This is a genomic window from Bradyrhizobium sp. USDA 376 (assembly GCF_054063675.1).
Map to the genome: position 1 here is coordinate 4,872,804 of NZ_JBSSGN010000001.1, position 18,640 is coordinate 4,891,443.

General features: G+C 65.5%; 16 protein-coding genes and 1 pseudogene. 12 read left to right on the plus strand and 5 right to left on the minus strand.

Translation table 11 applies throughout. The features are described from left to right. Positions 1-382: 382 nt before the first annotated feature. The gene (locus ACVJ19_RS22745; RefSeq protein ID WP_453951223.1) at positions 383-2,590 is read right to left on the minus strand and encodes a beta strand repeat-containing protein; all 2,208 of its coding nucleotides are present in this window, start codon (positions 2,588-2,590) and stop codon (positions 383-385) included. A 135-nt stretch (positions 2,591-2,725) separates the two neighbouring features. On the opposite strand from ACVJ19_RS22745, the gene ACVJ19_RS22750 reads away from it, so the two are divergent. Then, positions 2,726-3,352 (plus strand): tetratricopeptide repeat protein, encoded by a 627-nt coding sequence (locus tag ACVJ19_RS22750; RefSeq protein ID WP_453951224.1) that lies wholly within the window; start codon positions 2,726-2,728, stop codon positions 3,350-3,352. A gap of 1,079 nt (positions 3,353-4,431) precedes the next feature. On the opposite strand, the gene ACVJ19_RS22755 is transcribed toward ACVJ19_RS22750, so the two are convergent. The 4 genes and pseudogenes from ACVJ19_RS22755 to ku all read right to left on the minus strand — a co-directional run bounded on the left by ACVJ19_RS22755 (position 4,432) and on the right by ku (position 6,405). Beyond that, positions 4,432-4,596 carry a Flp family type IVb pilin gene (locus tag ACVJ19_RS22755; RefSeq protein ID WP_211401177.1) on the minus strand — a complete coding sequence of 55 codons (165 nt, stop codon included), beginning with the start codon at positions 4,594-4,596 and terminating at the stop codon, positions 4,432-4,434. A gap of 191 nt (positions 4,597-4,787) precedes the next feature. Then, positions 4,788-4,970 carry a hypothetical protein gene (locus tag ACVJ19_RS22760; RefSeq protein ID WP_453951225.1) on the minus strand — a complete coding sequence of 61 codons (183 nt, stop codon included), beginning with the start codon at positions 4,968-4,970 and terminating at the stop codon, positions 4,788-4,790. A gap of 142 nt (positions 4,971-5,112) precedes the next feature. Continuing rightward, positions 5,113-5,350 (minus strand): annotated as a pseudogene (locus tag ACVJ19_RS22765) (hypothetical protein). A 59-nt stretch (positions 5,351-5,409) separates the two neighbouring features. Continuing rightward, positions 5,410-6,405, minus strand: coding sequence for a non-homologous end joining protein Ku (gene ku / locus ACVJ19_RS22770; protein WP_453951227.1), 996 nt, complete (start codon positions 6,403-6,405; stop codon positions 5,410-5,412). 237 nt (positions 6,406-6,642) lie between these two features. Here ku and ACVJ19_RS22775 point away from each other — a divergent pair, with 237 nt between their 5' ends. The 11 genes from ACVJ19_RS22775 to ACVJ19_RS22825 all read left to right on the plus strand — a co-directional run bounded on the left by ACVJ19_RS22775 (position 6,643) and on the right by ACVJ19_RS22825 (position 18,635). Then, positions 6,643-6,798 (plus strand): hypothetical protein, encoded by a 156-nt coding sequence (locus tag ACVJ19_RS22775; protein ID WP_453951229.1) that lies wholly within the window; start codon positions 6,643-6,645, stop codon positions 6,796-6,798. 224 nt (positions 6,799-7,022) lie between these two features. Beyond that, positions 7,023-7,697, plus strand: a complete 675-nt coding sequence (locus ACVJ19_RS22780; protein ID WP_011085905.1) for a response regulator transcription factor — start codon at positions 7,023-7,025, stop codon at positions 7,695-7,697. Positions 7,698-7,791: 94 nt separating this feature from the next. Beyond that, on the plus strand, positions 7,792-9,168 hold the full coding sequence (locus ACVJ19_RS22785) for an ATP-binding protein (RefSeq protein WP_453951230.1): 1,377 nt from the start codon (positions 7,792-7,794) through the stop codon (positions 9,166-9,168). Between the two features lie 161 nt (positions 9,169-9,329). Then, positions 9,330-10,733 (plus strand): hypothetical protein, encoded by a 1,404-nt coding sequence (locus ACVJ19_RS22790; protein ID WP_453951231.1) that lies wholly within the window; start codon positions 9,330-9,332, stop codon positions 10,731-10,733. A gap of 100 nt (positions 10,734-10,833) precedes the next feature. Further along, entirely contained in the window at positions 10,834-11,103 is a 270-nt protein-coding gene (locus tag ACVJ19_RS22795) for a hypothetical protein (protein ID WP_026312775.1), read from the plus strand. Positions 11,104-11,235: 132 nt separating this feature from the next. Beyond that, on the plus strand, positions 11,236-12,369 hold the full coding sequence (gene ccmI / locus ACVJ19_RS22800; protein WP_453951232.1) for a c-type cytochrome biogenesis protein CcmI: 1,134 nt from the start codon (positions 11,236-11,238) through the stop codon (positions 12,367-12,369). Positions 12,370-12,406: 37 nt separating this feature from the next. Then, positions 12,407-12,916 carry a cytochrome c maturation protein CcmE gene (gene ccmE / locus ACVJ19_RS22805; protein WP_453951233.1) on the plus strand — a complete coding sequence of 170 codons (510 nt, stop codon included), beginning with the start codon at positions 12,407-12,409 and terminating at the stop codon, positions 12,914-12,916. Then, a complete protein-coding gene (locus ACVJ19_RS22810) occupies positions 12,913-14,895 on the plus strand; it encodes a heme lyase CcmF/NrfE family subunit (protein WP_453951234.1) in 1,983 nt (660 codons plus the stop codon). Before ccmE ends, ACVJ19_RS22810 begins: the two co-directional genes overlap by 4 nt. Positions 14,896-14,900: 5 nt before the next feature. Further along, the gene (locus ACVJ19_RS22815) at positions 14,901-15,383 is read left to right on the plus strand and encodes a cytochrome c-type biogenesis protein (protein ID WP_453951235.1); all 483 of its coding nucleotides are present in this window, start codon (positions 14,901-14,903) and stop codon (positions 15,381-15,383) included. A gap of 106 nt (positions 15,384-15,489) precedes the next feature. Further along, positions 15,490-16,833, plus strand: a complete 1,344-nt coding sequence (locus tag ACVJ19_RS22820; RefSeq protein WP_453951236.1) for a methyl-accepting chemotaxis protein — start codon at positions 15,490-15,492, stop codon at positions 16,831-16,833. A 221-nt stretch (positions 16,834-17,054) separates the two neighbouring features. Further along, the gene (locus tag ACVJ19_RS22825; protein WP_453951237.1) at positions 17,055-18,635 is read left to right on the plus strand and encodes a Do family serine endopeptidase; all 1,581 of its coding nucleotides are present in this window, start codon (positions 17,055-17,057) and stop codon (positions 18,633-18,635) included. Positions 18,636-18,640: the final 5 nt, after the last annotated feature.

The following is an 18,640-nucleotide window of genomic DNA, read 5'->3' on the forward strand; positions in this document are numbered from 1 at the left end:
GAGCTCTATCTGTCGTCGCCCGTGCGGGCTCGCCTTTGGGCTTGGAATTTTTGACACCCGGGCGTGGTGGAGATGCATCGGGCGGAGCGAGCGAAACCGGCGGCGCCGAAGTCTGCGCGCTCGCGCTGTTGTGCGACCATGCGCCGGTAAACATGAGGCTGAGAGCCAGGAGCGTCACGCGTCTCATCAGAATCCTTCGAACGGCTCTGGTTCATCGATTGGCAGCATGGCTCGCCGAACCACGACGTGCAGAGTATCAGGACTCCCACAGCCGTCAAAGCGTCGTAGCCCGGATGGCGCTCCGCACTATCCGGGTTACGATTCCTTGCGCCTTGCCCGGCGAGCATAACACGCCATCGCCGGGCGAAGCGCGACCGCCGGCTCAGATCAGCGTGCCCGCGTGAAAGCTTGCATGGGCGAGCAACGATTGGATCACGATGTTGTCGCCGGGCCCCCCGTCCAGCACATCGGTTCCGCCGCCGCCGATCAGCACATCGTCGCCGAGCCCGCCGAGCAGCGTGTCGTTGCCGGCGCTGCCGATGAGCACGTCGTCGCCGGCACCGCCGTCGAAAACGAGGTGCGGCCCGCCGGGACCGACGCCCGACGCCTCGATCACGTCGGCGCCGCCGAGGCCGTTGATGGTGATGGTGTCGTTGAAGTCGAAGTTCTCGATCACGACCTGGCTTGCCAGACCGTCGATCACCAGCGCGCCGTTGCTGTTGAGCGAAAGCGTGATGACGTCGTCGCCGCCGGTGCCGTTGATCACGATCTTGTCGGCCGCGCCGTCGCCGCCAGGGTTGCCGGGAACACCGCCGAGATCGATCTTGACCTCCGTCACGTCGGTCCCGCTCATGTCGCCGACATTGATCGTATCGGCGCCGCCGCGGGCATTGAACGCGATCGTCTCGACGCCGTGGGTGTCCATCGTGATCGAGGCAACGTCCCGCGTCAGCTCGGCACGCGAGCCGTTCGCGAAGATGTTGATGGTTTCGGCGATGTTGGCGCCGTTGAACAGCAGCGTGTCGCTGCCGCCCTGGCCCTCGACCGTGTCGTTGTCGTCGCCGGGATTCCAGACGAAGGTGTCGTTGCCGGCGCCCATCAGAGCGACGTCGTTGCCGTCGCCGCCGTTGATCACGTCATCGCCCTGGCTGCCGCGGATGGTGTCGTTGCCAAGTCCGCCATTGATCGTCAGCTGCAGGACGCCGGCCGCCAGCCCGCTCGCATCGATGACGTCGTCGCCGCCGAGGCCGTTGAGCGTCAGCTGGTCGGTTGCGTCCATGCTGCTCAGGCTGGTGGTCGCGTGCAGGCCGAACACCGTCACGCCGCCGGCATTGCCGCTGACGCCGAACGTGTCGGCGCCCTGGGTGGCATCGACCGAGACGGTATCGAGGGCGCCGTCGGGCGTACCAGTCGAACCGCCGAGGTCGATGTTCACCTGCGTCACGTCGGTCCCAGTCAGATCCCCCACCGCGATATGGTCGGCGCCGCCCAGCGTGTGGAGATCGATGTGCTCGACGGCGTGCAGGTCCATCGTGATGTTTGCGACGTCGCGCGCGAGCCGGGCATGGTCGCCGTTCGCCGCAATGGCGATATTCTCGGCAATGTTGGCACCGAAGAACCGCAGCGTGTCGACGCCGGCGCCGCCATCGACGGTGTCGCTGCCGTCGCCCGGATTCCACTGGAACAGGTCACGGCCGTCGCCGAGCTGCGCGAGGTCGTCGCCGCGGCCGCCGACGACGGTATCATTGCCGTCACCGCCGATCAGCGTGTCGCCGCCGGCGCTGCCAGTGATCGTATCGTTGCCGGCGCCGCCGTCGATCGTCAGGTGCACGGCCCCCGCGGCAAGCAGGGCCGCCGAGATCGTGTCGTTGCCGCCGAGGCCCTCGATGACGAGCGCATCGTTGGCGCCTTCCGCGTTGGTGATGGTGAGAGCGGCGGGCAAGCCCGTGACCGACACCGATGTGCCCGAGCCGGACACCTGGATCGTATCGGCGCTGCCCGTGCCCTCGAGCGTCACCGTATCGGCCGCACCGTCGCCGGTCCCGGCCGACCCGAGATCGATGTTGACCTGCTTGACATCGGTTCCAGCGAGGTTGTTGACGACGATGTTGTCGCTGCCGCCGCGCGCGCTGATCGTGATGGTCTCGATGCCGTCGAGGTCCATCGTGATGTTGCCGACATCGCGGGTCAGCAGCACGCGTCCGCCATTGGCGGCGGAAACGGTGATGTTCTCACCGATGTTCGAGCCGTTGAACAGCAGGGTGTCGGCTCCGGCCTGACCGTCCACCTTGTCGCTGCCGTCGCCGGGGTCCCACTGGAAGGTATCGTTGCCGGCGCCCAGCAAGGCGGTGTCGTTGCCCTGGTTGCCGTCGATGAAATCGTTGCCGTCGCCGCCCAGCAGGCGGTCCGCCCCATTGCCGCCGAGGATGGTGTCATTGCCGGCGCCCCCGTCGAGCGTCAGCGTGATGAGCGCGGCGAGATTTCCGGTGGCGGTGATGAGGTCATCGCCGCCATTGGCATGGACCACGAGATTCTCGGTGGTGCCGATGTCCAGCGAGAACGGCACGGGGTCGACGCGGTCGAAGCGCACGCGCGTGCCGTTGGCCGTGATGGCGAAGGTCTCGGCGGCCGCGCGGTCGATATCGCTCGGCTGGAGGAGGCTGTCGGTGCTTATCGTAAATCTCTCAAGGAAAGAACGCGCGACCGCACTCCTCTAGATTGGGCAATGACCCAGAGCAATCTTGGGAACGTGCTGTCGACCATCGGCGAGTGGGAGGGTGGTACTGTGCGGCTGAAGGAAGCAGTCATTGCTTATCGTGAAGCCCTCAAAGAAAGAACCCGCGCCCGCGTGCCGTTGGATTGGGCTATGACTCAGAATAACCTCGGCACTGCGCTATCTAGTCTCGGTGAGCGCGAAGGCGATACCATCCAGCTAAAGGAAGCTATCCGTGCTCATCGTGAAGCGCTCGAGGAATACACTCGCGATCGTGTCCCGCTGGAATGGGCGATGACCCAGAACAATCTCGGGGTAGCACTAGCGAGGCTCGGCGATCGCGAGGGCGGTACGGTACGGCTGGAGCACGCCGTCAGTGCTTATCGTCAAGCTCTCGAAGAGAGAACTCGGAGCCGCGTACCACTGAAGTGGGCTATGACCCAGAATAACCTCGGGGCTGCGCTAGCCTTGCTCGGTGAGCGCGAGGTAGGCATTGCACGGTTAGAGGAAGCTGCCAGAGCTTATCATGAAGCTCTCAAAGAATATACTCAAGAGAGAGCTCCAGGGAACTGGGCAAGCATTCAGAGTGCACTTCGTCGGATCGCAACGCTGATCGCAAGCCGAGAAAGCTCGGATTGATTTGCGACTAATTGTCTTGGCCAAGATGAACCTTCGCGATCTTTGCTGGGGGAGGGCGCTTGCCGGATTCGCTCCGCTCCATCCGACCTACGATCCCTTGTGTTGCCCGGCGGGCAAAACACGCCAGCGCTGGGTCCATAGCCGCTTGCCAAAATATTCGTATTTACAGAAATTCTGTTTTGCCGTACAAGCCGAAACATCCCGGCCCGCCACAAGGGGCGTTTCGCGACCGTCACGGAACGCGGATCGGGATGCGGTGGCCGCGACGGCGTTGGCGCGCATGGCAGGTTGCAGGGCGGAAATCCCGTGAGCAGCCGCAAGCGCGATACGACACGGCGCTGACAGCGTCCCCGTTCGGCTTCGATGGCGAGCGCACGCCAGCCGTCGGGGATGCGGGCGGAGATGTGTGCGGACGGAGAAGTCGTGTGGTCCTGACGCCCGGGGTCTGTGCGTCAAGTCCTGTGGTGATGTGAGCTGCCCGACCGGGCGCGCGCATCAGTCATCTGCATGGCGACGGGGGCAATAGTGCATCGCTCCCCGGGGAGAGCACGAAGGACACCGTTAAAACCATCCGCGCAGGGAAGGCCGGGATGCCCGGCGTCACCTGTCGTCCACCCCGTGCGCGCTTCTTATGGCACACGGGACCTCGGGTGCCAGCCGGTGCCCGGCCTTCCCTGCGCCCTTTCTTTGAAGAGGGCAAAATCAGAGAGCAAAGCTCGGGCGAAACATGCCGCGAGGATGGAAAAGTGTGTCTGCTGTTTGAAAACTCGTATCGAGGCTGCCGTGCCCCGGACCCGCGCGGCGGTGCGCTGCAGAGCCGAGCTTATCTCTCCGAGAGCATTCCCTGGGGTGTGGGTCCCGGTTCTGCGCCGCAACGCGAACGACATTGCAGCGCGTCCGGGATACGGAAACTAAGCGGCGGCTGTGCAGCTTGCTCCGTCATTGCAAGCGCAGCGAAGCAATCCAGACTGTCGCCGCAGAGGGACTCTGGATTGCTTCGCTGCGCTCGTCATGACGAGTTTGTGGAGGCGCCGTGCTTTCGACGCTATCGCAGATAGTCGGAGGACCGGGTATGCCGCCTACTTCGTGGCCGCGTCGATCGAATTGAACTTGTTGTTCAGCAGTGCGCTGCCCGTGTTGTTCACGATAGTGACGATCGCGAGCGCGATGCCGGCGGCGATCAGGCAGTACTCGATAGCGGTGGCTGCACTTTCATCGGCAAGAAAGGACCTGAGCAAAGCCATCGTCAACTCCTGTTCATCCGTCAAATTTAGGCTGGTGCCGTTTTCGGAATGGTAAATTGATTCACTAAGTTTTTCGCGGCGCGGGCACGCCAAAGTGCAAGGTCGGTGGTCCCGACCCCGGACCTTATAGACTGCCTTGATTTAAGGTTTCGTCACCCAATGCTGGTGCATTCGACCGTGTCGCCGCTGTCTCAGGATTTGATCGCGCATCCGGACGCGGCCTTGCCGGGGCGTCTCAGCGCGGCTGCGAGGCGACCGACCAGATAGCCCATGACGCGCGGCTGCGACCGCGCAGCGCTGTCGGCAAGGCGTTTGTCCTCGGTCGTGTCGTTCACGAGGCCGATATAGTTCTTGCTGGCGTCCGGCTGCTGCACCACGCGCAAACCTTGGCTTCAATCGAGGGCGCGACCATGTCCTGCGCAACGGGAATCGACGGTTAATTTTGTCTTCCGTAGGACTACGTGGCGGCGCGCAAGCCTGCCGGAAAGAGCGGCGCGGCTTAACTGATTGTTGAGGCTATTTGCGGGATGCGTCCGCGTTCAGCGCGCGCAGCATCGCGATGCGGGCGAACATCATCCAGCCGCCATCCGTTTTCGGCCGCCTGGATCAGGGTCTCGATCGCGGTCTGCCAGTGGCTCGCGTGCTGCGAATCCTCGGGCAGCTGCATGATGTGATCGGCCGCCTCCTGCAGCGTCCGCAGCTTGCGCCCATTGGAGAGTGGGATCGGATCGTCGAACGCCGCCGACCAGGGCATGTCAGGCCGGTCGACCGGAGGGGAGGGACATCACGGCGCGATCGAAGGGTTTGGTGCCGCTAGCCGGCCTTCTTCGCCCGCGCCGGCGCGCGCACTGGCTTGTCGGCCTTCTTCGGGGCGTCCTTGCTCGCATCCTTGGGAGCCGCCTTGGCCGCAGCGTCCTTGCCGCCCTTGCCTGATATCGGCAGCAGCATCTCGCGCTGGCCCTCGACGCGCTTCTTCGGCTTCTTGCCCTTGACGGCCTCCTTGGCGACCTTCGCCACAGGTGCCGCTTCCTTCTCGCTCGCGAGGCTCTTCTTCAGCGCGTCCATCAGGTTGATGACGTTGCCGCCCGTCTTCGGCGCCGCCTTCGCGGTGATGGGCATGCCGCTGCGCTTCTTGTTGATGAGATCGATCAGCGCGGTCTCGTAGTGATCCTCGAACAGCTCGGGCTCGAACGCGCCGGACTTCTTCTCCACGATGTGCTTGGCAAGGTCGAGCATGTCCCTGGTCAGCTTCACGTCCTGAATGTCGTCGAAGTATTCCGTCTCGCTGCGCACCTCGTAGGGATAGCGCAGCAGCGTGCCCATCAGGCCGCTCTCGAGCGGCTCCAGCGCGATGATGTGCTCGCGGTTGGTCAGTACCACGCGTCCGATCGCAACCTTGTCCATGCTGCGGATGGTCTCGCGGATCACCGCAAAGGCGTCGTGGCCGACCTTGCCGTCCGGCACGAGATAGTAGGGGCGGATCAGATAGCGGTTGTCGATGTCGGCCTTGGGCACGAACTCGTCGATCTCGATCGTATGCGTGGAGTCGAGCGCGATGTCGTCGAGCTCGTCCTTGGTGACCTCGATATAGGTGTCGGTGTCGACCTTGTAGCCCTTGACGATGTCCTCGGAAGTGACCTCGTCACCGGTCTCGGCGTCGACCTTGAGGTACTTGATCCGGTGACCGGTCTTGCGGTTGATCTGGTTGAAGGAGACCTTCTCGGTATCCGAAGTGGCCGGATAGAGCGCGACCGGGCAGGTCACGAGCGACAAACGCAGAAAACCCTTCCAATTGGCGCGGGGGGCCATGGGCTACTCCAAACGCAACAGGGGACAGACTTATAAGAATACCATCGGGGAACACCGAATCATACACGGCTCGGCGCGGAATCTTGCAACTGCGTTAACCGGTCGCCGAGCGCGTGGTTGCTGCCCGATCGGATGGCAAAAGCCGGAACATCATATCGGATCGGGCGTTGGCTGGAAGAGGCAAGGCTGCGAGGAAGTCGCGGTCATCGGCGGCGACATCCAGAGATCGAGGTTATCATGGCAACCACGCGAGAGCAGCGTCAGATCGTCGAAACTCCGACCGAGGCGCGCCAGGGCGAACTTGGACCGTCGGTGGCGGCGCTGCTCGCCATCTCGACCGGGCTGGCGATCCTGATCCTCGCCGTCATCTGGTTCGTGTTCTTCCGGACCTGACGGCCCGATCGGAGCGCTCCGGGCCTTCCTAATCGCCGCGTAACGCGGCACATTGCGCCCGCCAGGCTGCCGGCTCGTCCGGCGCCTGGCGGGCGCAGTCGCGTTGGCGGACAGGTCGTATATGACCAAAAAGTAACGTCGGCGGTTCCCCTCGTTCATATTCAGTTCACGCCGGAATTGCTCATCTCGGGGCGTGTTCATGCTGCCTATGTCTGGAGAGAAGCGTGCGCCTGCTCGTTGTTGAGGACGACCCCGATCTCAATCGCCAGCTCACCAAAGCGCTGACGGACGCCGGTTATGTCGTCGACCGCGCCTTTGACGGCGAGGAGGGACACTATCTCGGCGACAACGAGCCGTACGATGCCGTGGTGCTCGACATCGGCCTGCCGAAGAAGGACGGCATCTCGGTGCTGGAGGCCTGGCGCCGCAACGGCCGCACCATGCCGGTCCTGATCCTGACCGCGCGCGATCGCTGGAGCGACAAGGTGCAAGGCTTCGACGCCGGCGCCGACGACTATGTCGCAAAGCCGTTCCACCTGGAGGAGGTGCTGGCCCGCATCCGCGCGCTGCTGCGCCGCTCCACCGGCCATGCCCAGAGCGAGCTGAGCTGCGGCCCTGTTACCCTCGACACCAGGACCGGCCGGGTCAGCGTGTCAGGCAACCCCGTCAAGATGACGTCGCACGAATATCGGCTTCTGGCCTACCTGATGCACCATTCCGGGCGCGTCGTCTCCCGCACCGAGCTGGTCGAGCATCTCTACGACCAGGATTTTGACCGCGACTCGAATACGATCGAGGTGTTTGTCGGCCGCATCCGCAAGAAGCTCGACGTCGATATCATCCAGACCGTCCGCGGCCTCGGCTATCTCCTGACCCCGCCGCCAGCGCCCGGCGCTTGAGGCCTTCCCGGGCTTGACGGGAGGCCGAACAGGGCCCTTGGTCCGGTCATGACCTCCGACGATCTGATATCCTGCGCCCGCCGGGACCCTGCCGATGGCTGCTAGCTCACTTGCCAATCGCCTGTTCCTGTCGGCGACCGCCTGGCTCGTGGTGATTCTGGCCATCACCGGCGTGGTGCTGTCGTCGGTCTACAAGAACGCGACCGAGCGTGCCTTCGACCGCCGGCTCAATCTCTATCTGCGCACCCTCATCGCCGAAGTCGCAACCCCGGACGAGCCGCCGGACCGCCAGTTCCAGTCGCTCGGCGAGCCGCTGTTCGAGCTGCCGCTGTCCGGCTGGTACTGGCAGATCACGCGCACCGACACCGAGAAGCCGGAGGTGCGCTCCTCGCGCTCGCTCTGGGACAAGAAGCTGCCGAAGCTGGAGGAGCAGGGCGCCGAGCTCACCGCCGCCGGCATCCGGCTCGGCTATGTCGACGGGCCCGAAGGGCAGAATTTACGGATGGTGGAGCGGCCGGTCGATCTCGGCGCCGACGGCAAATATCTGGTGAGCGTCGCCGGCGACGACACCGAGATCTTCGACGAGACGCGGAGCTTCGACTATTACCTCGGCGGCACCTTCACCGCGCTCGGCATCGTGCTGCTCCTGACCACGGTGTTCCAGGTCCGCTTCGGCCTGGCGCCGCTCAAGCGCATCTCGGAATCGATTGCCGACATCCGTTCGGGGCGGGCCGAGCGGCTCGAGGGTGAATTCCCGGTCGAGATCGCGCCGCTGGCACGCGAGACCAATGCGCTGATCGACGCCAATCGCGAGATCGTCGAGCGCGCCCGCACTCATGTCGGCAATCTCGCCCATGCGATCAAGACGCCGCTGTCGGTCATCGTCAACGAGGCCAGCGCGCATGCGGCCGAACCGTTCGCGGAGAAGGTGATGGAGCAGGCGGACGTGATGCGCGACCAGGTCGCCCATCATCTGGAGCGCGCGCGCATTGCGGCGCGCGTCTCGGTCGTCGCAACCGTGACGGAGGTTGCGCCTGCGATCGAGGCGCTGCGGCGGACCATGGAGAAGATCCACCGCGACCGCGGCATCGTGGTCGAGGCCAAGGCCGATCCCTCGGCCAAATTCCGCGGCGAGCGGCAGGATCTGGAGGAGATGGTCGGCAATCTCGTCGACAATGCCTGCAAATGGGCGGCCTCGCGGGTCTTCATCGAGGTGCTGGTCGAGGCGCCGCACCAGGCGGGCGCGGGTCCGCGCCTGCGGATCATCGTCGACGACGACGGCCGCGGCCTGTCGGAGGCGGAGCGGGCCCAGGTCTCCCGGCGCGGCCAGCGACTCGACGAATCCAAGCCCGGCTCCGGGCTGGGGCTGTCGATCGTGACCGATCTTGCCGCCCTCTATGGCGGCAACCTCTCGCTCAGTGGCGCGCCGATCGGCGGCTTGCGGGCCGATCTGGTCCTTCCGGGAATATAATCCTCTGTTCCCAACGGCTTATTGGGCCTGCGGCGTCCCGATCCGGAGCAAAACGGGGGCATTGGAGCCAACGTCCTCAACGGCTTCTTAAGGCGCAGCCACCTATGATCGCGCCCGGACGCATCCCACGTCCGCCATTTTACCGTGCATTACCCGGGCGCATGAGCCAGACATCGATCGAGCGGCTGAGGGAATATCTCGCGCAGCTCCCGCCGCAGTCGCAGGCGCTGCTGATGCGGGAGTTCGAGCGCGCGCTCGAGCGTGGCCAGGACACGGCCGTGGCCACCCTCGTGCTCGAGCAGCTGCGCAAGATCGTCCGCAAGACCGAAGCCGACGAAGCCCCGACGCCGCGCACCGACGACCTCTCGCGCCTCTTGTTCCAGGCGTTGGAACCGTTCCTGGTCGAGGCGGGCGCCCCGATCCGGGTCGGACAGATCCGGCGCTCCTCGCTCGAGCCGATCTGGCAATGGTTCGGCCGGGACGGCGCCCCGGACAAGGTCAACGAATTCGAGGCGGCGCTGGCGCGCATGCCGGCCTCCGACAATGCGGGGCAGGTCGAAGCTCTCGCCCAGAAGCTGCAGGCGGTCGCCGCGGACGCGATCTTCGCGCTGACAGGACCGGGCGGTGGCGACAAGTCGCGTGCGCTCGCCCGGGTCGGCCCGCCAAACGTGATCGAGGACCTCTATTCGATCGGAGCGGTGCTCGGGGTCCGCGAAGCCATCGCCACGCTGAACGAGAAGCTGCCGCGCACCTTGCGCGCCTTCGGCGATTCCCAGATCGCCTCGGTGACGTCGGCGCTCAACATTCCGGTCCTGCAGACGCCGCAGATGCTGCCTTTCGCCTTGTCGATTGTCGTGCAGCGCATGACCGCGCCGTGGCAGATCATCCGCCTCGCCATCAAGATCGCCGCCTCCGACGACGAGATCCGCGTCGCGGCAACGCCCTATGGCGTCGCCGTCACCATCGCCCTGCACGATCTGTCCTGCGTGGCCGCGATCCTGCGCATGGACATCAAGCGCGGCCATTTCGACAATGTCGCCGACAACCTCAAGGCGCTGCACGATGGCGTGCGCGGCCTGCGCACGGAACTCGATCTGCGCAACGATTCCGTCTGGGGCAAGCAGTTGACCTCGATCCGGGCCGACATCTCCAATGCGCTGCAATCGGAGATCGACAGCGTTCCCGGTCGCGTGCGCCGCATCCTGCGCCAGCGGCCCGAGAAGGACATTCCGCCGGGGGCGCGGATCGACAGCACCGAGGTGGAGGAAACCGCGGCGCTGATCGATTTCGTCGCGACCTGCCGCAACTACGCGAGCGAGCTTGCGATCAACGAGGTGACGCTGCGCACCTATTCCGACCTTCAGCAATATGTCGAACGTTCGACCGAGCAGCTGGTGCAGTCGCTGCGCGCCGCCGATCACAAGGTCCGCACCTACAGGCAGCAGCAGGTGCAGGCCGCGATTCGCTTCTGCCAGGTGCTGTTCGGCGATGACTATGCGTCGCTGATGAGCCGCGCTGCGGAGAACGCTGCGACCGGCGAGCGCAAATCGTCGCGCGCAAGCTGACTCAAGCGCATATTTTCCTGATCACAATTTGTAGTTGACGCTGCCGGTGGCGAGCCCTACGGTCGCTGCGCACGCTTTTGGAATTTCTACCTGTGGGCGCATGAAATCCATTATCAGCTCCATCGAGATCGAGAACCGCGTCATTGTTGCCAAATATCAAAGGCTGATGGTCGGGGCGAAGGTCGTGCTCGTCGAGAAGGCGAGCGGCCGGCAATTGCCTGAGACAGCGACCAGGGTTGCTTCTCCGGTTCCGGTCGGGGCGGTGCGCATCAGGTTGCCGGATGCGATTCCGCCGGGAACGTACTTCCTGAAGGCCTTCAACGGTCACGGCGAGGATGCCGCTCGGAGCGCCGACTTCGAGATCGGCTAAGCCGTTGGGATCCTGACCGTTTCAGGACAGCGCGCGGTCGCGCCGAATTGACAATTGTCAATTGCCGCATCGTCCGGCCGTGGTGTAAAGCCACTTATGGGCGCGGGTGGCGCGCTGCCGGAAGCTTGCCAGATGACGTTATGGTTCGTGTTCGCGCTGATGACGGTCGCGGCGATTTTCGCCGTGCTCTGGCCGCTCGGCCGCAGCGGACGCGCGCAGGATCAGGGCAGCCAAAATGAAGGCAGCGAAGTCGCGGTCTACAAGGACCAGCTGGCTGAGATCGAGCGCGACCTTGCCGCGGGGTTGATCGCGGCACCCGAAGCCGAGGCGGCGCGTGTCGAGATCAGCCGCAGGCTGCTCGCGGCGGCCGGAAGCGAGTCCTCGTCGGATCTCAAGTCGGCGCCGAGCCTCAAATGGCGCCGCGCGGCGGCGGTGCTGGCGCTCGCCGGCCTGCCGCTGGTCGCGATCGGCGTCTACATGCCGCTCGGCTCGCCCCGGCTTCAGGACTTTCCGCTGGCGGAGCGGGAGCGCGAGGCCGGATCCGGCATGGCGCGATCGCTCGAGAATCTCGTCGTGCAGGTCGAGCAACATCTGGAAAAGAATCCGACCGACGGACGCGGCTGGAACGTGCTCGCGCCGGTGCTGCAGCGGCTCGGCCGCTTCGACGATGCAGTGCGGGCCTATCGCAACTCGCTCACCTACAATGGCGAGAGCCCAGAGCGCCGGTCCGATCTCGGCGAAGCGATCTCGGCCGCCGCCGGCGGCGTGGTGACCGCCGAGGCCAAGACCGAGTTCGAGCGTGCGCACGCGCTCGACGCCGATGATCCCAAGGCGAACTACTTCCTCGGGCTCGCGGCCGAGCAGGATGGCCGCAAGGACGATGCCGCCACCATCTGGCGCGCGCTGCTGGCCAAGGCTCCGGCGGATGCGCCGTGGCGGCCCCTGGTGCAATCCTCGCTGTCGCGGGTCGGCGGCGGCGGCACGATGCCGGCGCTGTCGGACGAGACCATCGCGGCTTCCAAGGACATGGCCGAAGGTGATCGCAACGCGATGGTGCGCGGCATGGTCGAACGTCTTGCGACCCGCTTGAAGCAGAACGGCGACGACGTCGAGGGCTGGCTGCGCCTGGTGCGCGCCTATCTGGTGATGGGTGATCGTGACAAGGCGATGGGCGCGTCGACCGACGCCCGTCAGGCGGTCGCCAAGGATGCCGATCGGCTCCGCCAGCTCAACGAAGGCCTCAAGACTCTCGGGCTCGACGGATGATGATTTCGGGACGAGACGAGCGGAGAACGGATACGCCATGACGCGCAAGCAGCGACGTATGACCATCATCGGCGGCTCGCTCGCCGTGCTCGCGCTCGCGGCCGCGCTGGTGCTCAATGCACTTCGCGACTCCATCGTATTCTTCTCGACCCCGACCATGGTCGCCGAGAAGCACGTCGAGCCCGGCAAGCGGTTTCGCCTCGGCGGCCTGGTGCAGCCCGGCTCGCTTAAGCGCGGCGACAATCTCGCGGTGACCTTCGAGGTCGCCGACGGCGGTGCAAAGCTGCCTGTCGCCTACAAGGGCATCCTGCCGGATCTGTTCCGCGAAGGACAGGGCGTCGTCGCCGAGGGCGCGCTCGATGCCAGCGGCGTGTTCAAGGCCGACACCGTGCTCGCCAAGCATGATGAAACCTACATGCCCAAGGACGTCGCCGATGCCCTGAAGAAGCAGGGGCACTGGAAGGACGATTACGGCACCCAGGCTTCCGGTGGTGCCGCGCCTGCGGCCACCACCGCGCAGGGCAGCCCGCAGGGAGCAGTCCGTTGATCGCGGAATCAGGACATTACGCGCTGGTGCTGGCGCTCGGGCTGGCGCTGATCCAGTCCATCGTACCGCTGATCGGCGCGCGCTTGCGCGATGCCGCGCTCATGAACGTGGCGCGGTCCACCGCGCTGGCGCAGCTGCTGTTCGTCGGCGCCTCGTTCGTGGCGCTGGTGATGCTGCACGTGAATTCGGACTTCTCCGTCGCCAATGTCTACGAGAATTCCCACTCCATGAAGCCGCTGCTCTACAAGATCACCGGCGTGTGGGGAAACCACGAAGGCTCGATGCTGCTGTGGGTGTCGATCCTCGCGCTGTTCGGCGGACTCGTCGCAGCGTTCGGCAATAACCTGCCGCTGTCGCTGCGCGCGCATGTGCTCGCCGTGCAGGCCTGGATCGCCAGCGCATTCTACCTCTTCATCCTGGTGACCTCGAACCCGTTCCTGCGCATCGCCAACCCGCCGATCGAGGGACGCGATCTCAATCCGGTGCTTCAGGACATCGGTCTCGCCGTGCATCCGCCGATGCTCTATCTCGGCTATGTCGGCTTCTCGATCTCGTTCTCCTTCGCGATCGCGGCGCTGATGGAGGGGCGGATCGACGCGGCCTGGGCGCGCTGGGTGCGACCGTGGACGCTGGTCGCCTGGATCTTCCTGACGCTCGGCATCGCCATGGGCTCGTACTGGGCCTATTACGAGCTCGGCTGGGGCGGCTGGTGGTTCTGGGATCCGGTCGAGAACGCCTCGCTGATGCCGTGGCTCGCCGGCACGGCGCTGCTGCATTCGGCGCTGGTGATGGAGAAGCGCAATGCGCTGAAGGTCTGGACCATCCTGCTCTCGATCCTGACCTTCTCGCTGTCGCTGCTCGGCACCTTCCTGGTCCGCTCGGGCGTCATCACCTCCGTGCACGCCTTCGCCACCGATCCGACCCGCGGCGTATTCATTCTGCTGATCCTGTGCCTGTTCATCGGCGGCAGCCTGTCGCTGTTCGCGGGTCGCGCCACCTCGCTGAAGCAGGGCGGCCTGTTCGCGCCGATCTCGCGCGAGGGCGCGCTGGTGCTGAACAATCTGCTGCTCACGGTCGCCTGCGCGGTGGTGCTGTTCGGCACGCTCTATCCGCTGGCGATGGAGATGCTCGCCGACTTCAAGATGTCGGTCGGCGCACCCTTCTACAACCTCACCTTCGCTCCGCTGTTTGCCCTGTTGCTGCTCGCCGTGCCGTTCGGCCCGATGCTGGCGTGGAAGCGCGGCGATCTGCTTGGCGTCACCCAGCGCCTGCTCGCAGCCGGTATCGCCGGCCTCGTCGCCGTCGCCATTGCCTGGGGCTGGGCGAGCGGCGGAGCTACGCTGGCGCCGCTCGCGATCGGATTAGGCGTCTTCGTCATTGCCGGCGCCGTCACCGACCTCGTCGAACGGACCGGCCTGGTTCGGCTGCCGTTCGCGACGGTGTTGCACCGGGCGCGCGGCCTGCCGCGTTCGGCCTGGGGCACCGCGTTCGCGCATGCGGGCCTCGGCGTCGCGCTGATCGGCATCGTCTGCGAGACCACCTGGAACAGCGAATATATCGCGACCATGAAGCAGAACGAGGTCGCCCATATCGCCGGCTACGACGTGAAGCTCGACGGACTGTTGCAGCGTCAGGGCCCGAACTACCGCGAGATGATCGCCGAGTTCAACGTCAGCCGCGATGGCGAGACGCTGAGCGTCATGACGCCGTCCAAGCGCAGCTTCACCACCCGCGGCTCGTCTACCACCGAGGCCGCATTGCTGACGCGCGGCGCGAGCCAGCTCTACATCTCGCTCGGTGACGCCACCGCCCAGGACGCCATTGCCGTGCGCATCTATCACAAGCCGCTGGTGCTCCTGATCTGGTGGGGGCCGGTGCTGATGGCGTTCGGCGGCGTGCTGTCGCTGTCCGACCGGCGCCTGCGGGTCGGCGCGCCGAAGCCGGCGCGGGCCAAGCAGCGCCTGCAGCCGGCGGAGTGATTTTGATGCGCCGGATGATGGCCGCGTTCATCGCGCTGATGCTGCTGGCGTCGCCTGCGGCGTACGCCGTGCAGCCCGACGAGATCATGTCGGATCCCGTGAAGGAGGGGCGCGCGCGCGAATTGTCGCGCGAGCTGCGCTGCATGGTCTGCCAGAACCAGTCGATCGACGATTCCGATGCGCCGCTGGCGCGCGACCTGCGCCTCCTGGTGCGCGAGCGCATCGCGGCCGGCGACAGCAATTCGCAGGTGCTCGATTTCCTGGTCGCGCGCTACGGCGAGTTCGTGCTGCTCAAGCCGCGCTTCGAACGACAGACCCTGCTGCTGTGGCTGCTCGCGCCGCTGCTGCTGATCGGCGGCGGCACGGCGTTGTGGCTGCAAATCCGCCGTCGCGCGCGGAGCGGTGCAGACGTACCGGCTCCGCCGCTCACTGCGGAGGAAAAGGCACGGCTCGCTGCCTTGATGTCCGATGATACGAAGTCGTCCTGACCTACGTAATGATACGTAGCCTGTCGGGCGCTGTGCGTTTCATCCTCTGTTGACCTTTGTCTGGAAGCTTGTCGCGAGATTCGATTCCAGACTCTGAGTCCCCGAGATGTTCGCGAACAGCAATCTGACGATCCGCTTCCTGGTCGGCGCCGTCGTCGCTGCATTATTGTTCCTGCTGGGCATCGGCGGCGGCACCGGATTCGTCGCGGTGCTCTATCTCAACAACGAGATCACCAGCCTGTCGTCGGACTTCGCGGCGCTCAGCGGCCCTGCGCGTGACCACGCGATGCAGATCTACCAGCAGGCGCAGACCGCGTTCTCCTGGTTCCTGATCGCCTGCGGCGTGATCGCGGTGATAGCTTTCGCGATCTGCCTCACGACATGGTTCGCCGTGCGCAACGGCATCCTCAATCCCCTGGCGGCGATCGTGCATGCGATGCGCGAGGTCGCGGACCAGAAGTTCGAGACGTCAGTTCCGGGGCTCGGCGGCACCAATGAGATCGGACTGCTTGCCGGCGCGCTCGAGGTGTTCAAGACCAGTGGGCTCGAGCGGCGCCGCCTCACCGAGCAGCAGTTGCAGGAGGCGCAGCACCAGGCCGAGCGGTCGAAATTTCTGGACGCGCGGATCAAGCGCTTCAACGGTCTCGTCGCCAGCGTGGTCGACAGCGTGGCCTCGTCGGCCGTGCATCTGAAACGCAATGCCGAGACGCTGTCGCGGACGGCCAACGACACCAGCACCAAGGCCAATGCGGTGGCGAGCGGCGCGAGCCAGGCCAGCGCCAGCGTGCAGACGGTCGCGGGCTCCGCCGAGGAGATGACGAATTCGATCGGCACGATCAGCCGCCGCGTCACCGATGCGACCCAGCGCGCCGAAGGCGCGGCAAGCCAGGCCGAGAAGAGCCGCGACACCATCCACACGCTGTCCGACGCCGCCGACAAGATCGGCGAGGTCGTGCAGCTCGTGCAGGCGATCGCCTCGCAGACCAATCTTCTCGCGCTCAACGCCACCATCGAGGCGGCGCGGGCGGGCGAAGCCGGCAAGGGCTTTGCCGTGGTCGCCTCCGAGGTGAAGAATCTGGCGCACCAGACCAGCAAGGCGACGGAGGAGATCACCTCCCATGTCGCCAGCATCCAGGGCATCACCGCGGAGACGCGCGGCGCGATCGACGGCATCTCGAAGACGCTGGCGGAGATCTCGTCGATCATGTCCGGCATCGAGGTCGATACCGCCCAGCAGCGCACCGCCACGCAGGACATCACCCGCAGCGCGCAGGATGCCGCTCAGGGAACCCTGGACGTCTCCAATCACATCGCCCAGATCACCTCGACCTCGGCGGAGACCGGGCGCATGGCGGCCGAGGCGCGGGATTCCGCCGTCGATCTGTCGCGGCAGGCCGAGACTTTGAAGCGCGAAGTCGATGAGTTCATCGTCAGCGTCCGGGCCAGCTAGGCCAGCGAAATCTCGCTTGGTGCCGGTCACGGGAACTCGACTAAGTTCCTGTGGATGCACGATTTTCGGCCTGCGCTAAACTGCCGCATCCGTGCCGCGGGATCATTACAAAAGTTTAACCCCGCCGCCAGCGCACGGTAAGGCGGGAGTCCCCATCTTCAGGTTCGCAAGGTGCCCGACATCCGGCACCAAAAGAAATTCAAGGCCCTGGAGATTTCTGCATGACCGAACGTCCCGACCTCTCGAACCTCCCGTCCTACCGGCAGCCGCGCCGGTCGGTTTTCTCTGCGCGCAAGGTCGCGCTGATGGCCTCGGTCGTCGCCGGCCTCGGCGCCGCCGTCTACGGCTTCAGCCCGTCGAGCTCGCCGGCCGACCTGTTCTCGAGCCCGGCGCATGCGCAGGTCAATAACGAGGTCCGCAAGGTCGAGCGTCCGGTCGGTTTCGCCGACATCGTCGAGCGCGTGAAGCCGTCGGTGATCTCGGTGAAGGTCAACATCAAGGAGAAGACCGCGAGCAACGACGACGGCGACGATTCCTCCTCGCCGTTCCAGCCGGGCTCGCCGATGGAGCGCTTCTTCCGCCGCTTCGGCGGGCCGGATGGTATTCCCGGCCTGAAGGGCGGCGGCCGTGGCCGCGTCGTACAGGGGCAGGGCTCCGGCTTCTTCATCTCGGCTGACGGCTTTGCCGTGACCAACAACCACGTGGTCGACGGCGCCGACAAGGTCGAGGTCACCACCGACGACGGCAAGACCTACACCGCCAAGGTGATCGGCACCGACCAGCGCACCGACCTCGCCCTGATCAAGGTCGAGGGTGGCTCGAACTTCCCGTTCGCCAAGCTGGCCGACGCCAAGCCGCGGATCGGCGACTGGGTGCTTGCGGTCGGCAATCCCTTCGGTCTCGGCGGCACCGTGACCGCCGGCATCGTCTCGGCCAGCGGCCGCGACATCGGCAACGGTCCATATGACGACTTCATCCAGATCGACGCGCCCGTGAACAAGGGCAATTCCGGCGGTCCGGCCTTCGACACCAACGGCGAAGTGATGGGGGTCAACACCGCGATCTACTCGCCCTCCGGCGGCAGCGTCGGCATCGCGTTCTCGATCCCGGCCAACACCGTCAAGAGCGTGGTGGCCCAGCTCAAGGACAAGGGCTCGGTCAGCCGCGGCTGGATCGGCGTGCAGATCCAGCCCGTCACCTCCGATATCGCCGACAGCCTCGGCATGAAGAAGGCCGAAGGCGCGCTGGTGGCGGAACCGCAGGCGAATGGTCCGGCGGCGAAGGCCGGCATCGAATCCGGTGACGTGATCACCGCGGTCAACGGTGAATCCGTCAAGGACGCCCGCGAGCTCGCCCGCACCATCGGCGGCATGGCGCCCGGCGCGACCGTGAAGCTCAACGTGCTGCACAAGGGCCAGGACAAGGTCGTGAACCTCACCCTCGGCCAGCTGCCGAACACGGTCGAGGCCAAGGCCGACCTCGACAAGGACAGCGGCAAGGGTGCAAGCAAGGGCACCGACGTGCCGAAGCTCGGCATGACCGTTGCCCCCGCGAACTCCGTGGCCGGCGCCGGCAAGGAAGGCGTCGTTGTCACCGAAGTCGATCCGAAGAGCGCCGCGGCCGAACGCGGCTTCAAGGAAGGCGACGTGATCCTCGAGGTCGGCGGCAAGAGCGTGGCCACTGCCGGCGAAGTCCGCGACGCCATCAACGCGGCGCGGACCGACAACAAGAACAGCGTCCTGATGCGCGTGAAGAGCGGCGGCCAGTCGCGCTTCGTCGCGATCCCCCTCGCCAAGGGGTAAGCCTC

Excerpts from the sequence above, each read along its gene's own strand:
- ACVJ19_RS22750 (WP_453951224.1), top strand. The coding sequence starts at position 2,726 with ATGACCCAGAGCAATCTTGGGAACGTGCTGTCGACCATCGGCGAGTGG.
- ACVJ19_RS22790 (WP_453951231.1), top strand. The coding sequence starts at position 9,330 with ATGAGCCAGACATCGATCGAGCGGCTGAGGGAATATCTCGCGCAGCTC.
- ACVJ19_RS22825 (WP_453951237.1), top strand. The coding sequence starts at position 17,055 with ATGACCGAACGTCCCGACCTCTCGAACCTCCCGTCCTACCGGCAGCCG.
- ACVJ19_RS22755 (WP_211401177.1), bottom strand. The coding sequence starts at position 4,596 with ATGGCTTTGCTCAGGTCCTTTCTTGCCGATGAAAGTGCAGCCACCGCT.
- ACVJ19_RS22775 (WP_453951229.1), top strand. The coding sequence starts at position 6,643 with ATGGCAACCACGCGAGAGCAGCGTCAGATCGTCGAAACTCCGACCGAG.
- ku (WP_453951227.1), bottom strand. The coding sequence starts at position 6,405 with ATGGCCCCCCGCGCCAATTGGAAGGGTTTTCTGCGTTTGTCGCTCGTG.
- ACVJ19_RS22795 (WP_026312775.1), top strand. The coding sequence starts at position 10,834 with ATGAAATCCATTATCAGCTCCATCGAGATCGAGAACCGCGTCATTGTT.
- ACVJ19_RS22820 (WP_453951236.1), top strand. The coding sequence starts at position 15,490 with ATGTTCGCGAACAGCAATCTGACGATCCGCTTCCTGGTCGGCGCCGTC.
- ccmE (WP_453951233.1), top strand. The coding sequence starts at position 12,407 with ATGACGCGCAAGCAGCGACGTATGACCATCATCGGCGGCTCGCTCGCC.
- ACVJ19_RS22785 (WP_453951230.1), top strand. The coding sequence starts at position 7,792 with ATGGCTGCTAGCTCACTTGCCAATCGCCTGTTCCTGTCGGCGACCGCC.
- ccmI (WP_453951232.1), top strand. The coding sequence starts at position 11,236 with ATGACGTTATGGTTCGTGTTCGCGCTGATGACGGTCGCGGCGATTTTC.
- ACVJ19_RS22815 (WP_453951235.1), top strand. The coding sequence starts at position 14,901 with ATGCGCCGGATGATGGCCGCGTTCATCGCGCTGATGCTGCTGGCGTCG.